At 72.4% G+C, this 13,900-nt stretch carries 15 protein-coding genes; 7 read left to right on the forward strand and 8 right to left on the reverse strand.

Going from position 1 to position 13,900, the window contains the following annotated elements; all coding sequences use genetic code 11:
• A partial coding sequence (locus ACZ3YO_RS39320) for an SDR family NAD(P)-dependent oxidoreductase (protein ID WP_465579030.1) occupies nucleotides 1-329 on the reverse strand: 329 nt, incomplete at its 3' end.
• 252 nt (nucleotides 330-581) lie between these two features.
• Between ACZ3YO_RS39320 and ACZ3YO_RS39325 the strand changes: the two genes are divergently transcribed.
• From ACZ3YO_RS39325 to ACZ3YO_RS39335, 3 genes are all read left to right on the forward strand, one after another.
• A complete protein-coding gene (locus ACZ3YO_RS39325) occupies nucleotides 582-1,637 on the forward strand; it encodes a magnesium and cobalt transport protein CorA (protein ID WP_465579032.1) in 1,056 nt (351 codons plus the stop codon).
• A 106-nt stretch (nucleotides 1,638-1,743) separates the two neighbouring features.
• On the forward strand, nucleotides 1,744-3,321 hold the full coding sequence (locus tag ACZ3YO_RS39330; RefSeq protein WP_465579034.1) for a phytoene desaturase family protein: 1,578 nt from the start codon (nucleotides 1,744-1,746) through the stop codon (nucleotides 3,319-3,321).
• 167 nt (nucleotides 3,322-3,488) lie between these two features.
• Complete coding sequence (locus ACZ3YO_RS39335; RefSeq protein WP_465579036.1) at nucleotides 3,489-3,887, forward strand: hypothetical protein; 399 nt, start codon at nucleotides 3,489-3,491, stop codon at nucleotides 3,885-3,887.
• A 198-nt stretch (nucleotides 3,888-4,085) separates the two neighbouring features.
• Here ACZ3YO_RS39335 and ACZ3YO_RS39340 read toward each other — a convergent pair whose 3' ends face one another.
• From ACZ3YO_RS39340 to ACZ3YO_RS39350, 3 genes are read right to left on the reverse strand one after another with little or no spacing between them, the layout of a single operon-like run.
• On the reverse strand, nucleotides 4,086-4,577 hold the full coding sequence (locus tag ACZ3YO_RS39340; RefSeq protein ID WP_465579038.1) for an FBP domain-containing protein: 492 nt from the start codon (nucleotides 4,575-4,577) through the stop codon (nucleotides 4,086-4,088).
• 29 nt (nucleotides 4,578-4,606) lie between these two features.
• A complete protein-coding gene (locus tag ACZ3YO_RS39345) occupies nucleotides 4,607-4,897 on the reverse strand; it encodes a hypothetical protein (protein ID WP_465579040.1) in 291 nt (96 codons plus the stop codon).
• 14 nt (nucleotides 4,898-4,911) lie between these two features.
• Nucleotides 4,912-5,733, reverse strand: a complete 822-nt coding sequence (locus tag ACZ3YO_RS39350) for a dienelactone hydrolase family protein (protein ID WP_465579042.1) — start codon at nucleotides 5,731-5,733, stop codon at nucleotides 4,912-4,914.
• 83 nt (nucleotides 5,734-5,816) lie between these two features.
• Here ACZ3YO_RS39350 and ACZ3YO_RS39355 point away from each other — a divergent pair, with 83 nt between their 5' ends.
• The gene (locus ACZ3YO_RS39355) at nucleotides 5,817-6,437 is read left to right on the forward strand and encodes a TetR/AcrR family transcriptional regulator (RefSeq protein WP_465579044.1); all 621 of its coding nucleotides are present in this window, start codon (nucleotides 5,817-5,819) and stop codon (nucleotides 6,435-6,437) included.
• Nucleotides 6,438-6,727: 290 nt separating this feature from the next.
• On the opposite strand, the gene ACZ3YO_RS39360 is transcribed toward ACZ3YO_RS39355, so the two are convergent.
• The 3 genes from ACZ3YO_RS39360 to ACZ3YO_RS39370 are packed head-to-tail and all read right to left on the reverse strand — an operon-like array spanning nucleotide 6,728 to nucleotide 10,652.
• Entirely contained in the window at nucleotides 6,728-8,308 is a 1,581-nt protein-coding gene (locus tag ACZ3YO_RS39360; protein ID WP_465579046.1) for a S41 family peptidase, read from the reverse strand.
• On the reverse strand, nucleotides 8,305-9,885 hold the full coding sequence (locus ACZ3YO_RS39365; protein ID WP_465579048.1) for an amidohydrolase family protein: 1,581 nt from the start codon (nucleotides 9,883-9,885) through the stop codon (nucleotides 8,305-8,307). The genes ACZ3YO_RS39360 and ACZ3YO_RS39365 overlap by 4 nt, the downstream gene beginning before the upstream one ends.
• The gene (locus ACZ3YO_RS39370; protein WP_465579050.1) at nucleotides 9,885-10,652 is read right to left on the reverse strand and encodes a uracil-DNA glycosylase family protein; all 768 of its coding nucleotides are present in this window, start codon (nucleotides 10,650-10,652) and stop codon (nucleotides 9,885-9,887) included. Before ACZ3YO_RS39370 ends, ACZ3YO_RS39365 begins: the two co-directional genes overlap by 1 nt.
• A gap of 399 nt (nucleotides 10,653-11,051) precedes the next feature.
• On the opposite strand from ACZ3YO_RS39370, the gene ACZ3YO_RS39375 reads away from it, so the two are divergent.
• The gene (locus ACZ3YO_RS39375) at nucleotides 11,052-11,303 is read left to right on the forward strand and encodes a hypothetical protein (protein WP_465579052.1); all 252 of its coding nucleotides are present in this window, start codon (nucleotides 11,052-11,054) and stop codon (nucleotides 11,301-11,303) included.
• Between the two features lie 48 nt (nucleotides 11,304-11,351).
• Here the strand turns inward: ACZ3YO_RS39375 and ACZ3YO_RS39380 are convergent, their stop codons facing one another.
• On the reverse strand, nucleotides 11,352-11,942 hold the full coding sequence (locus tag ACZ3YO_RS39380) for a TetR/AcrR family transcriptional regulator (RefSeq protein ID WP_465579054.1): 591 nt from the start codon (nucleotides 11,940-11,942) through the stop codon (nucleotides 11,352-11,354).
• Between the two features lie 134 nt (nucleotides 11,943-12,076).
• Between ACZ3YO_RS39380 and ACZ3YO_RS39385 the strand changes: the two genes are divergently transcribed.
• Complete coding sequence (locus ACZ3YO_RS39385) at nucleotides 12,077-12,811, forward strand: SDR family oxidoreductase (protein ID WP_465579056.1); 735 nt, start codon at nucleotides 12,077-12,079, stop codon at nucleotides 12,809-12,811.
• 182 nt (nucleotides 12,812-12,993) lie between these two features.
• Nucleotides 12,994-13,518 (forward strand): hypothetical protein, encoded by a 525-nt coding sequence (locus ACZ3YO_RS39390; protein WP_465579058.1) that lies wholly within the window; start codon nucleotides 12,994-12,996, stop codon nucleotides 13,516-13,518.
• Nucleotides 13,519-13,900 lie beyond the last annotated feature (382 nt).

Here is a 13,900-nt window from a genome sequence, read left to right on the forward strand (position 1 = left end):
TCGGTGACCTGCCCGATCGAACTGCCGGAGATGATGCCCGCGTTGTTGACCAGGATGTCCAGGCCGTCCGCACCGTGCTCCGCCAGCCCCGCGGTCAGCCCCTCGAACAGCAGGTCCACCGCGCCGCTCTCGCCGAACCGGGCCCGCACCGCGAACGCCCGGCCACCCGCGGCCCCGATCCGCGCCACGGTCTCCTTGGCGGCAGCCTCGTTGCCGCCGAAGTGCACCGCGACCAACGCGCCCTCGGCGGCCAGCCGCAGCGCGACCGCCCGGCCGATCCCGCGCGATCCGCCCGTCACCAGCGCCGCCTTGCCGGTCAGCTCACCCATGATCATGCTCCCTCGGTCGTGGCCGGCCCCTCCGCGGTTCCGGCGATGAACCGAAGACTGCCGACGACCGCTCACCGCACCCTCACCGCCCGCTCACCGCCGCGAACACCTGCGCGGCCCGGGCTCCCGGCCCGCCATGGGGCACGCCCGGCCGGATCGGAGGAGCATCTATTGCGGGGAGGCGACCACGGCGCGCCGAGCCGCCGGTGGGGCGGCACACGGCGTGGTCGGCCGGGTGCGAGGAGGAAGGCCATGATCGTCGACTGCGCGCACTATCGTGACGGACGCCGGCAGCACGAGGGCCCCATGCAGCTGGAGGAGGCGGCCGCGCGCTGCGCGCTGGGCGGATTCGTCTGGCTGGGCATGTTCGAGCCGGGCCCCGAAGAACTGGCCAGGGTCCGCGAGAGCTTCGGGCTGCACGAGCTCGCCGTCGAGGACGCCCAGGCCTTCCACCTGCGACCGAAGGCCGAGCAGTACGAGGACGGCACCGAGCTGATCATCCTGCGGACCGCGCGCTACGACGACGAACGCGAGGAGATCGACACCGGCGAGATCAGCATCTTCCTGGCCGAGCACTTCGTGATCACCGTCCGCCAGGGAATCGCCAGCGAGCTGGCCGGTGCCCGCAGCCGGCTCGAACGCAGCCCCGAACTGCTGCGCACCGGCAGCGCCTCGACACTGTGGGCGATCCTCGACCAGGTGGTCGACAGCTACGCACCCGTCGTCACCGAACTCGAGCGCGACATCGAGCAGATCGAGGCCACCGTGTTCTCCGGCGCGGTCGCCCCGACCGAGCGGATCTACTTCCTGCGCCGCGAGGCCACCGACTTCTACCGTGCCGTCCATCCCCTTCTCGCCGTGCTCGCCAGACGGCTCCGGGGCGGCAGGTCGGCGCCCGGACTGCTGCCGTACTTCCGCGACGTGCACGACCACCTCCTGCTGGTCAACGAGGAGGTCGCCGCCCAACGCGACCTGCTGACCACCGTCCTGGAGGCGAACATCGCGGTGATCTCCGTCGAGCAGAACAGGATCAACCTCCGGCAGAGCGCCACGATGGAGCGGCTCACGATCATCGCGACCGTGTTCCTCCCGCTGTCCTTCGTGGTCGGCTTCTTCGGGCAGAACTTCGGCTGGCTGGTCGAGCACATCGACAGCCTGGCGGCGTTCATCGCCCTCAGCGTCGTCGGCCTGCTGCTGCCGTGCCTGCTGCTGTACGTGTGGCTGCACCGGCGGCGCGCCCACCCGGCCGCGTCGACGCCGGAGGTGAACAACGGCGTCCGTCACGCGCCGCGATCCCCCACCGAGTGAGGACGTCCCGACCCGGCGACGGCGACGCGTCACCCGCCGGGATCCGGGTGCAACGCGTCGGTGCGCGGCCGTTCCCCGGCGTTCCGCCGTGCCGTAGCGTGGCCGGGTGAACACGAACTCGTCGGCCCGGTACGACGTGGTGATCGTCGGTGGTGGGCACAACGGACTGGTGGCGGCGGCCTACCTCGCGCGGGCCGGGCAACGGGTCCTGGTGCTGGAGCGGCTGCCCGAGGTGGGCGGGGCGGCGGTGTCGGCCCAGGCGTTCGCGGGGGTGGACGCCCGGCTGTCGCGCTACGCGTACCTGGTGAGCCTGCTGCCGCGGAAGGTGATCCGGGAGCTGGGGCTGCGGCTGGACCTGCGCCGGCGCCGGATCGCCTCGTACACCCCCGCCGTCCGGGACGGGAAGCCCACCGGACTGCTGGTGGACGCCGCCGACGAGGGCCGGACGCGGGACTCGTTCCGGGCGCTGACCGGCTCGGAGCGCGAGTGGAGCGCCTGGCAGCGCTTCTACGGGATGACCGGGCAGGTCGCCCGGCAGGTGTTCCCGACGCTCACCGAGCCGCTGCCCTCACGCGCCGGGCTGCGCCGGCTGGTCGCGGACGACGCTGCCTGGGAGGCGCTGTTCGAACGGCCGCTGGGCGAGACGATCGAACGGACCTTCGCCGACGACCTGGTGCGCGGAGTGGTGCTCACGGACGCCCTGATCGGTACCTTCACCCATGCCCACGACCCCTCGCTGCGGCAGAACCGCTGCTTCCTCTACCACGTGATCGGCAACGGGACGGGCGACTGGGACGTCCCGGTCGGCGGGATGGGCGCGGTGACGGGCGCGCTGGCCGGGGCGGCGCTGGCGGCCGGGGCGGAGATCCGGACCGGCTGCGAGGTCACCGCCATCGCCACCGACGGCGTCGGCGAGGCCGAGGTGACCTACCGTCATCAGGGCGGGGAGGCGACGGCGGCGGGCAGCCGGGTCCTGGTGAACGCCGCCCCGGCGACCCTGGCACGGCTGCTGGGCGAGGAGCCCGGGCCCGCACCGGAGGGCGCCCAGCTGAAGGTCAACATGGTGCTGCGCCGGCTGCCGCGGCTCAGGGACGCCGCCACGGATCCGCGTGACGCCTTCGCGGGGACCTTCCACATCGCCGAGTCCTACGGGCAGTTGGAGACGGCCTACGCCGAGGCCGAGGCGGGCCGGATGCCCTCGGCGCCGCCGTCGGAGATCTACTGCCACACACTCACCGACCCGTCGATCCTGGGGCCGGAGGCGGTCCGACAGGGGTTCCAGACACTGACGTTGTTCGGCCTGCACATGCCCGCACGGCTGTTCACCGACCCGGCGGCCAAGGAGCGCGCGCTGGCGTCGAGCCTGGCGCAGCTGGACGAGGTGCTGGCCGAGCCGATCGCCGACTGCCTGGCACCGGACGCCGCCGGGCTGCCCTGCGTGGAGGCCAGGACGCCGCTTGACCTGGAGCGGGAGATCGGCCTGCCGGGCGGTCACATCTTCCATCAGGACCTCTCGTTCCCGTTCGCGACCGGGGATCCGGAAGGGGCCGCGGCCCGCTGGGGCGTGGCGACGGCGCATCCGAACGTGCTGCTGTGCGGCGCGGGAGCAGTCCGCGGCGGCGGCGTCAGCGGTATCCCCGGGCACAACGCGGCGCAGGCCGTCCTGGAGGACCTCGCCCGGTAGCCGCCGTCGTGGAGGGCGGGTGGTCGGGCGTGGGCCCGGCGGGGCACCCCGCGCCGGTCAGGTGCGGGGCCGGGGCGTCAGGGCGCCGCCCCGCGGGGGTACGGCCTCCGGCGACCGCGGCGGTACGGCCTCTGGTGCGACCGGCCGACGGCCGCCACAATGCGGGCATGCGCAAACGGCTCCTGGGCGGCCTGGTCGTGGTCGCGGCGGCGTCCGGGTGCGGCGCAAGCGCGCCGGCCGCGGCGCCCAGCGCGGCCGTCACGACGCCGCCGCAGCCGCAGCCGCAGCCGCAGCCGTCGAACAGCCCGCTGGCGGACTGCGTCACGAGCATCACGCCGTGGTTGCAGACGTACCTCGACGGTGGCGCGGACCTCGGCGACTACCAGGAGATGGGCCTCTCCAGCGCTCAGGGCGGCGCACTCCGCGACCTCCAGCGGCAGGCCGCCGCACTCAGGGCGCAGGGGCCGCTGCCGTCCGGTTGGGTGGCCACGGCGGTCGGGCAGGCCTGCGCCTCGATCCTCGCGGCCCGGGCCACCGTCACCTCGAAGCCGACGGGCTGGCCGTGAGTCCTGTCCGGCCCCAGACGTCCGGGCCGTGATCCTCCCCCGCGCGCCGGTCCGCCCGGACTCCCCCGCCGCACCCACCTCCCCCACCGCTGGCTGCGTGCCGCACCGGCAGGCGGGCGATCGCGACCTGCCGGTACGGGCTCACCGCCGACAGGCACCGAGCCGCCCCACGCCGGACCAGCAGCCCTGCGCGGGCGGTCAGGCCGTGACCTTGGCGATGAAGGCGGCGACGTTCGACACCGTGCGCCGGATCTTCTCCTCCAGGGTGAGCGACTCGTGCAGCCGGGAGCCGGCGCCCGCGTCCTTGCTCCCTCGCACGTACATCGAGCAGGCCAGGTCACTGCACATGTACGCGCCCACCGAGTTGCCCTGGCGACCGGCCGGCCCGGCCTTCGGCGCGACCATGAGGGAGACCCCGCCGGTGTGGGTGGTGACGCACAGGGAGCAGATGCTGCGCCGGGCCTGCCATGCGGCGGCTGCCGGGCTGCGCAGCACGAGCCCCTGCGGACGGCCGTCGAGCTCGGTGACGAGGTAGGCGCGGTCCGGGGCCTGCTGGTCCCGCCAGCCGAGGAAGTCCAGGTCGCCCCAGGGCTGTTCGGCCAGGTCACGGGGGAGGTTCAGGCGCTTCGCCTCGCCCTTGCTGCAGTTCAGGAAGGAGTCGCGGATGTCTTGTTCGGTCAGCTGCCTCATGGCACGGAAGGCTAATTCGCCTAAACCCTTTAGGCAAATGAATAAGAGATGATGCCGGGCAGGCGGAGGACCACGGCCCGGACGGAACCCGGGGTCCAGCCCAAGGTGAGCCCAGAAGCCGCCATCAGTTGATCTTGGTGCCGGCCGATGTGCGGGTCGAGCGTGACGAGCTGGTGGTGGCCGGGCGGGTCGTGCGCATCCTCACCAACCTCCGCACGAGCCCCGCCCGCGCCACCAACCTGCTCCGCACCCCACCCGTCCTGACGAACCTCGAACTCGACCGCGTCGGCGGGCTGCGGCCGGCGTGCCGTCGCGATCAAGCTGCTTCCGGCCGTCAGGCCGTGGTGTGGTCGGGAAGCAGGCGGGCGCTCAGGAATGCGAGGACTTCGTCGCGGGCTTGCACGGTGGGGTGGCCTTCCTCGTCGACGAGGTGCGCGGTGAGCACGCTGTGGGGGGTCTGGACCAGGTCGCGGAAGAACGGCGGCGGTTCGGGGTTCGCGTACTCGCCGGGGAGGACGCGGCCGTCGAAGCGCTCGCCGAGCAGTTGTGCGTAGGCGGCGAAGCGTTGGCCGGTACACCACTTGTCGGTGTCGAAGCGCAGGCCGAGTGCGGTGAGCCCGTCGCGCTCGAACCGCTCGCGGATGGCGGCCTCGTCCTCGGGCGACAGCTCCAGGGCGGCCGGGTCGTCCAGTGGCAACGAGGGCTGGCCGAGGACCGGGGCGATGACGGCCGGTTCCAGCGTCATGCTCAGCGCGAAGTTGCCGGTGAAGCACATCCCCACCGCGCCGACGCCCGGTCCGCCGCACTCGTCGTGCGCGGTCCTGGCCAGCGCGCGCAGCCACTCCGCCACCGGACTCGTGCCACCGCCCGCGAACGCCCTGAACTCCTCGCTGACGCACGCCCGTTTGAGGATCGGCTCGGCGAGCTCGACGGTGGGATACGCCCCGTCGACACCGAAGAGCGAGGGCACGTAGACGGTGAACCCCGCATCGCGCACCCACCCGGCGAAGCGCACTACGTCGGGGCTGATGCCCGGCATTTCGGGCATCACGACCACCGCAGGCCCGTTCCCGGCCACATGGACGGTCTTCTCACCCCCGGACAACGAGAGCACGCGTTTCGCAAAGCCGTCCAGCCCGGCGCCGTCGACACTCATGATCCGCACCTCCACTATGCGATCGACCGGTCGTAATTATTGCGGCACACTACACGACCGATCGATCGCATATAATCGGGCGCATGGCCCCGGACACCCCCGACCCCGCCGCGGATTCCCCCGCGCCGCGCGCCGACGGCCGCCGCGCCCGCGGCGACCGGACACGGCACGAGGTCGCCCGGCAGGCAGCCATGTCCGCGACCGTGCACGGGCTGGACGCCATCACCGTCGGCGCGCTCGCCGCCCGGACCGGGCACAGCAAGAGCGGCATCCTCACGGTGTTCGCCAACCGGGAAGCCATCCAGATCGCCGCCGTCGCCGAGGCCCGCACCCTGTACCTGCGGCACGTCGTCGAGCCGTCGTGGCCCGCCGCCCCGGGGCGGCCCCGGCTCTGCGCCCTGCTCGACAACTGGGTCGCCTACCTGCGCGACGGCGTCTTCCCCGGCGGGTGTTTCATCACCACGACCTCGGTCGAATACGGCCGCCGCAAAGGCCCCGTCGCCGACGCGGTCCGCGACCTCGTCCGCGAGTGGCTGCACCTGCTGGAGTCCGAACTGTCCGCCGCCGGCAGCCGCTTCCCGGCCGACGACGCCTTCCGCATCGACGCCTACCTGCGCGCTGCCAACACCCGCTACCAACTCTTCGGCGACGATACCGATTTGGACCGCGCCCGACGCCTCTCCCTGGACGTGCTCAGCGCCTGACGCCGACACTCGAAGGCACCATCTCCGGCAACGAGCGGATCGTCGTACCGACGCAAGACCGCCGGCTCCCCGTTGTTTCTCGGCCGTTGAACCGGGCCCCAGTTGGAGGCGTAGGCGCGCGAGGGCCCGGTCACGCAGTGGGCCGCAATGGTGGAGCAGATCACCAAGAACCCGACCCAGGTCGCAGCCGACCGCCCCGAGGTGCGCACCTGCACCCCGGGGCGGCCCCTGACGACCGGCCGGCGTCAAACAGGAGCGCCGGCTCAGGACAGGTTCAGCGGAGCGCGGGCTCAGGACAGCAGTGCGGCGGCCCTCGTCAGCAGGTCCTTGTTGCGCCGGGTGAGGTCACGCCGGGTCAGGCGGTGCACCTCGTCCGCCTGCACGCCGAAGTCCTCCAGCGCGAGCCCGGCGCTGCGGCCGGCCCGGGTGGCGCGCCGCAGTGCGACGCGGAACCCGGCACCGCGCGGCAGCGGACCGAGCAGCTCGGGCAGCCACACGCCCAGCAGGTCGTACGTCCATACATTGGCGCCCCCGGCCCCGGTGAACTCGGACGTCCCGAGGATGCTCCCGAGCCCGTTGTCCTGGAAGCCGGCGGCGAAGATGTCGGCGGCCGAGTAGGTCAGGGCGTCGATGATCAGGACCTTCGGGCCCGGGTAGTGCGGCAACCCGGCGGTGATCGCCTCCGGGTCACTGAGCGGGAACGCCTGCGAGTACGGTTCGCCGGTCTCCACGGCGGTGCGGATCGAGCTCGTCCAGTCCCGGAATCCCGGGTTGGACCGTGCCAGCGCGAGAGCCGCGCGCGTGGTCGGCAGTGAGAAGCGGACCGGGGCGACCGGGTGCCCGCTCAGGACTCTCAGGGCGGCCTCGGCGGCCAGGATGTTGCCGCCCGGGTTGCCGCGGATGTCCACGATCAGCCCTTCCTTGGGGGCCTTCGCGGCGATCTCCGCGACCTGCTCGGCGAAGAGCCGTGCGCTCGCCACGTTGAACGAGAAGATCCGAAGGTGGCCGTACGGACCGCTGCGGCCCGGTGCGAGCCGGTAGGCCAGGACGCCGCCGGGGCCGCGCGCGGGCGAGCGCGGTGCCCGGTACGGGGTGAACAGCGCACGTTTGAGGTGGCGGGTGGCCTCGTTGCCGGCGTCGATGCCGAGGTGCGGCGTGAGCGTCGGGACGGGGTCCTGCGCCCGCCCGGCGTGCCACTCGGCGGCGCGCACACGCCACTGGATCCTGGTCTCCCGCGGGCGGCCGTCGGGCGTGCGGTAGGACAGCAGCACCCGGCGCTCGTCGGGCGGGGGGCTGGTCCGCAGCGGGCGCAGCGTCAACGACTCGAGCCCGCGCGCCAGGCGGGCGTCGGGGCTGCAGCCCACCTGTGCGGTCACGCTGCGCTCGATCGCCCGCTCGATCTCGACCCCGTTCCAGAAGTCCAGCTCGACTCCGGCGCCGAAGTCCGCGTGTTCGAGCGATCGGTCGGTCTTCGAGACGATGTAGTGCGGCCTCCCACCCTCGTCGACGTAGCGCTCGACGAGGAATCCCAACGCGGCCACGTGCCCGCGGTACGGGTCGGGGAGCTGGTAGACGGTGTGCAGGTCGCGCAGGTCCCGGAAGACGGCTGCGAGCTCGGAGTGGAACTGCGGTTCGCTGAGTGAGGGCACGCGGCGTTCCAGCAGGCGCAGGCGCTGGACCGGGTCGGTGGCGTACCTCGCCCGCTTGAGCGGCAGGTGGACGTAGAGCTCCTCCACGAGGACGCGGGCGGCGGCCACCAGCTGGTAGCGGGCCGCGACCGGCAGCGGGTCCGCGGCGGCCTGCTCCAGGAACTCGTCGAGCCCGGTCGACCCCGGCAGGGGCCGCGGCGGCTCCGTGATCCTCGGGCTCATGTGTAGTAGGCCTTGAGGCGTTCGAGCTGGGGCACCCTGCTGCGTGCCACGGCGGCGAAGTAGGCCGCGTCGTGGGTCAGCGAGTCCGGGCCCGGGACGACCAGGTCCGGCGGGATGTCGTCGGTGGCGGCGAAGGCCCCCAGATCGCCCTCCGGCATGTCGCCGAACAGCGCGAGCGGCGCACCGGGGTCGTCGGGCGGCCCTCCCCAGGCCGCCAGCGCGATCTGCGCACCGCGCCAGGCGCCCACCGGGTCGTGGCGGACCTTCGCCAGCGCCTGCTTGACGCCTCGCCAGTCCAGCGTGGCGTCGGCCCGGCCCGGCTGGCGCACCGCCACGCTGCGCCCGGGCCCGGCTTCCGGGATCGTGTTGGTGCCGGTCGCCCCGGCGGCCGTCATCAGTGCCGACGTTCCGTAGCACGGCCGGCCACGCACCAGCACCAGCAGCACGTGGCGCTCGACCGCGTCGATGAGGTTGCGGTACACGTCCCCGACCGGGTCGTGACGTTGGAGCACGAGCAGGTCCGCGGCGCTGCCGCGCTCCAGGCGCCCCACCTGCGGCCCCCATGCGGTCGCCAGCGCGTCGCCGGGGTTGGCGGTGACCATGTCGCAGAGGTCCCGGTCGTCGAAGTGGCGGCCGAACTCGTGGCTGTTGAGGGCGTCGGCGACCTTCAGCTCGCCGAGCACGTGCTTGGTCCCCGACGGCGACCAGTCCGACCCCAGCGCGATCCGCAGCCCCTTCCCCGCAGCGTCGACCACATCCGTCGTCTCGTGGTAGAGCCAGTAGTTGGAGAACGGCGACCAGACGACGGTGCCCCGCTCGGCGGCGTCGATCGCGGCCACGGAGTCGCGCCACCTCGTGAACTCGGCGGAGGTCAGCGCGGTGCCGTGCACACCGATCAGCCCCGGCTTCAGACAGGGTTCGAGGTCCGCGAACTCGCGGTGGACGACCGATTGCGGGCTCACCGCGTCCACCTCCTCGACGCGCCGGCCCTCCGCGACGTGGTAGATCAACAGACGGGTCCCGTCGAGCTTCGGCGCCCGGTCCTCGCGCAGCACGTCGGCGTCGAGCTGGAGCGCCGAGGTCAGCACCAGGTCGCGCCCCGCCGGCAGCTTCTCGTTGTCGATGATCCGCAGCAGCCAGCCGTCGACCGGGCGGGTCGAGTGGGGCGGCCCTTGGATGGACGTGGTCCCGCCGATCAGCGCCTTGACCTCGACGTACTTGATCAGCGCCTCGGGCGCGGCCTGGCCGAGCACCCTGGCGGGCCAGGTGACCGTCGTCGAATAGTCGGGCGGATGCTTCTCGTCGACCCAGCGGTCGTGGTGCAGGTAGGGGACGCCGACCGCCTCCCACAGCGGGAGGGTGTTGTAGCCGAGGTGGTTGTGGAGGTCGACCAGCCCCGGGAGGATCAGGGCGCCCGTGTCGATCCGCGGTGCCTCGGCGAAGCCCGCGGGCGGGTCCGCCCCGGCCGGCTGCACCGCGTCCAGGCGGCCGTCGTCGCCGACGTACACGGCGCCGGGGTCGAGGATCCGGTGGTCGCCGTCGAAGGTGACCACGGTGCCGAGCAGCACGAGTGCCATCAGCCCGGCGCCTTCCAGACCAGCGTGTGCCCGTCGTCCGGCGAGGGACGGTTGACGGAGTTCTGGACCCCGCCCGGCGTGGCGCGCACCCAGGCGTCGTCGCCGAGGAACGCCGGTGCGCCGAAGGGCAGGTCACGTCTGGGGATCGGGCTGTAGTCGGACTCCTCGAAGGCGGCGCCGTAGTTGGGCCCGGTGTTGTCCCCGTCGTCGTCCGGCCCGACCACCGGGCGCAGGGTCGTGACCGCCTCGCGCCAGGCATCCAGTAACGCCACCGGGTCATGACTCGACGGGTGCGGCACCTTCACCAGCGTGGCCTGGGGCCGGTCGCTCCAGAGCCGCACCGCCTCCTGGGCCATGAACCCCATGGCGACGACGGCCTGCAGGTCCGTGCCCACCGCCCGGCCGAAGACCTCGTTGCGCCACTGCGCCTGCGCGGGGTCGGCGAGCCGCTCCTTCATCGCCAGGGCCTGTGCGGGGTGGACGGCGTACGCCCAGGCGTTGAGGCAGACGTAGGAGCGGGTCAGCCCCAGCTTGGCGAGGAAGCCCTGTACCCGCTGGCCGGCGTTGCCCACGAGGCTGCGCCCGGCGATCCGTTCGGTCGGTCCGGGGTCCGAGGCCACGATCAGCACGCGGGCCGAGCCGTCGAGCCGGCCGCGGTAGAAGATCGGCCCCCAGTCACCCCAGAACGCTTCGGCGACGGGCGGGTCGGGCACCTGGGCGAGAAGCGTCGCGAACTCGGTCGTCGGTCCGCGGTCGAACTCCGGCATCGGTCAGCACCTCCTCACCGGTCGGATCGCGCCCCGCCCGCCTGCGCCCTGACGACCCCGTGACTCCGCGGCGGTCCGGGGGCCTGCGGCGGCGCGGACGGCCGCGGACGCCACAGGGCCCGGAGCCAGGGCCCGTCGGGGCTCGGGTGGTTCGAGGGGAGGGCCGCACCCGGGTGGTCCGAGGGGTCGAACCGGGGCGTGTCCGGCGATCCGTTGTCCTTCCAATGGATCACACGACTCCCGTCCCCGCAAACCGCAGGCAAACCGTCAGGCCGACGGAGCCCAATGGCTTCCTGTACCGGCTGACCGCCTACAAGACCGATTTGCCTGTTGAACCCGAATCTCAATGTCTCCGGTGAACAGGATCCCTGGACCAACCACCCCCAGAGCGTCGGAAGCGTGACTCACGACAAGGACCTGGTTTGGCAGACGCTCTGCGACCTGGATGTTCCCGCAAACAAAGGGTGCCTTGAACCGCTTCCGCAGCGCGCGGAAAAACAGGCGAACTCGACCGCGACGGACACTGCCAAGCTGAAGGATGATTTCAACGCACTTCTCGCCAAGCTGAGAGCGGCGCAGCTCTTGGAAGAACAAGCGGAGGCGGACAAGACTGATACCGAGGATGCCGCATCTCATCGACCCCGCCATTGAGCGTTCTTGCCGGCACCTCGACACCGGGCGTCCGTACGTGCCGCACCGTCAGCCGGAGGGCGGCGGTGCCGGAGTGGGTTTGAGCCCGTCCAGGGTCAGGTCGAGCAGGCGTTCGGCCTGCGTCCGCTGTTCGGGCCTTGCCGAGGTGAGGGCGATGCCGGCAAGGGCCGCGAACATGTCGGTCGGGCTGATGTCGGTCCGGATCGCCCCGGCCTTGGCGCATGCGTCCATCAGGGCGGTGATGGCGGTCTGGATCATGTCGTGGCTGTGGGCGTACGGATTGCTCCCCGCAGCGGCGATGGCTCGCAGAGCCTCGGCCATGCCGAGTTTGGCGGTGGCGTAGTCCATGAACAGGCGTGTCCATGCGCGCAGGGCGTCGTAGGGCGGGTTCGCCGCGAGCAGGTCGGGAACGACGTCGCACAGCTGGGCCACCTCGTTGCGGTGGGCCGCCTCGACCAGGGCCTCCCTGGTGGGGAAGTTGCGGTACAGGGTCGCGGTGCCGACGCCCGCCTCCCGGGCGATCCGCTCAAGGTGCGCGTCCAGCCCTTCCTCGGCGAACACGCGCACCGCAGCGCTGAGGATCTTCTCCCTGTTGCGCTGCGCGTCGGCTCTCAGCGGGCGTTCTGCATCTCGGGCCATCGGCGGTCGTCGTCCCTTCCGGTTGCTAAGTGGAGGCGAGCCCACTTAGCCTGGCATCAAGTGGTGGCGCCTCCACTTTCACTCTAGGGCATGGCCCCGGCCTGCCCGCACACCTCCTGGAAGGGCTACCGGTCATGTCGGGAATCGAAGGAAAGGTCGTCGCGATCACCGGCGCCGGCAGCGGCATCGGCGAGGCCACCGCCCTGCTGCTCGCCGGGCGGGGCGCCAAGGTCGTCCTCGGGGCGCGCCGGTCGGATCGACTCGAAGCCCTGGCCACCCGGATCGGCGAGGCGGGCGGCGAAGCCACGTGGACGCGCACCGACGTCACACGGCGCGAGGACCTGTCCGCGCTCGTCGAACTGGCGCGCAGCCGGTTCGGCAAGCTCGACGTCCTGGTCAGCAACGCCGGAATCGGTCCGATCTCGCCCCTGGACGAGCTCCGCGTCGAGGACTGGGAGCGGATGATCGACGTCAACCTCAAGGGCGTCCTGTACGGGATCGCCGCCGCCCTGCCGGTCTTCCGGGAGCAGGGCTTCGGACACTTCGTCAACACCGTCTCCACGGCCGGGTTGCGCGTCGTCCCGCTCCAGGCCGTGTACGCCGCCACCAAGAACGCCGTGCGCACCCTGTCCGAGGGCCTGCGCCAGGAGGCCGGCGACAGCCTGCGGGTGACGGTCGTCTCGCCGGGTATCACCCGCACCGAGTTTCCGGACTCCATGTCACCGCAGATGAAGGCCCAGGTCGGCGACACCATGGACAGGATCGCGATCCCCCCGGAGGCCGTCGCCCGCGCCATCGCCTTCGCCGTCGAGCAGCCGGACAGCGTCGATGTGGGTGACATCGTCGTCCGTCCCACCGCGCAGAGCTAGGGGTCTGCCGGAGAGTGGACGCGGTCCGGGATGAGCGCTGGGCGGGGGCGGCCCCGTGTCCGCCCCGGGACGGGTACGCCGTGGCGGGACGCGCCGGGTCCGTACGGACCGGCCAAGATCCGCCCTCGGAACGACCTGACCCCCCGTCGGCCGGCGGAGGTCGACGTGTCTAGGGTGTCCCGGTGGACATAGCAGCGGTGGCGATTGCGGTGACCGGAGTGTCGGGAACGCTCGGGGCCGCACTGCTCACCCAACGGGGCGCCGAACGAGCAAAGCGGCGCGAGTTGGAGCTCAGCCAAGCCTTCGCGGAGACCCGCGAGAACCTCGCCCTGCGGCGCGACTGCTACACCCGCCTGTACCGCGACGCACGGCAGTTCGCGACCGCCCTCAACCGGCACCTGCGTGTCCTGCGCGACCGGACGCCCGGGGAGGACGACGCCCGGGCGCTGGACGAGGCCAAGGACGCGCACCGCAACCACTGGTCCGAGACCCTGATGATCGCACCCGATGCCGTGATAGCCCCGGGCGGCATCGCCAACCAGGCCCTCACCCACGTGTACGGAATGGTCAAGCGCCTGGAACAAGGCGACGCGCGGCCCGGCGAGGACCTGCGATCGGCCGCCGAGGCACAGGACGAGCTGTGGGCGCTGATCAAGACCATGCGGCATGCGATGCGGCAGGACCTGGGGGTGGGCGGGGAGTTCTAGCCCGTGCGGTGCACGGTTCACGAGGCCTGTTGCACGCCCGACGAGGGCGACACCGCCCCGTCGGCCCCCTGTCAGCCCCGCCGGCCCCCGCCACAGGCTCCCGGCGGCTCCCGGCTGGATCACGCAAGGTTCAGACCGCCGGGCTCGGCGGGTGACGCGTTCGGCGACGGCGGCCGTGGCACGTCGCGGCACCAGGCGGGGCGCCGGCGTTCCGACACCGTCGGGAGCCCTCGCAGCATTCCGGGCCCGCCTTTCGTCACGGAGTGTGGACGGTTGGCGGGCCGGGCGTGAGGGCTGTGGTGCGGGCCACCCCCGGCCCGGTCACCACCCCACCACTTCGGCACACGCGGCCGAGGGCCCGTCACCCACCGTCGACGATGTG

This window comes from Kitasatospora sp. NPDC022785 (assembly GCF_055561295.1).

Excerpts from the sequence above, each read along its gene's own strand:
- ACZ3YO_RS39325 (WP_465579032.1), top strand. The coding sequence starts at position 582 with ATGATCGTCGACTGCGCGCACTATCGTGACGGACGCCGGCAGCACGAG.
- ACZ3YO_RS39340 (WP_465579038.1), bottom strand. The coding sequence starts at position 4,577 with ATGAGGCAGCTGACCGAACAAGACATCCGCGACTCCTTCCTGAACTGC.
- ACZ3YO_RS39350 (WP_465579042.1), bottom strand. The coding sequence starts at position 5,733 with ATGAGTGTCGACGGCGCCGGGCTGGACGGCTTTGCGAAACGCGTGCTC.
- ACZ3YO_RS39365 (WP_465579048.1), bottom strand. The coding sequence starts at position 9,885 with ATGGCACTCGTGCTGCTCGGCACCGTGGTCACCTTCGACGGCGACCAC.
- ACZ3YO_RS39360 (WP_465579046.1), bottom strand. The coding sequence starts at position 8,308 with ATGAGCCCGAGGATCACGGAGCCGCCGCGGCCCCTGCCGGGGTCGACC.
- ACZ3YO_RS39355 (WP_465579044.1), top strand. The coding sequence starts at position 5,817 with ATGGCCCCGGACACCCCCGACCCCGCCGCGGATTCCCCCGCGCCGCGC.
- ACZ3YO_RS39370 (WP_465579050.1), bottom strand. The coding sequence starts at position 10,652 with ATGCCGGAGTTCGACCGCGGACCGACGACCGAGTTCGCGACGCTTCTC.
- ACZ3YO_RS39385 (WP_465579056.1), top strand. The coding sequence starts at position 12,077 with ATGTCGGGAATCGAAGGAAAGGTCGTCGCGATCACCGGCGCCGGCAGC.
- ACZ3YO_RS39335 (WP_465579036.1), top strand. The coding sequence starts at position 3,489 with ATGCGCAAACGGCTCCTGGGCGGCCTGGTCGTGGTCGCGGCGGCGTCC.
- ACZ3YO_RS39380 (WP_465579054.1), bottom strand. The coding sequence starts at position 11,942 with ATGGCCCGAGATGCAGAACGCCCGCTGAGAGCCGACGCGCAGCGCAAC.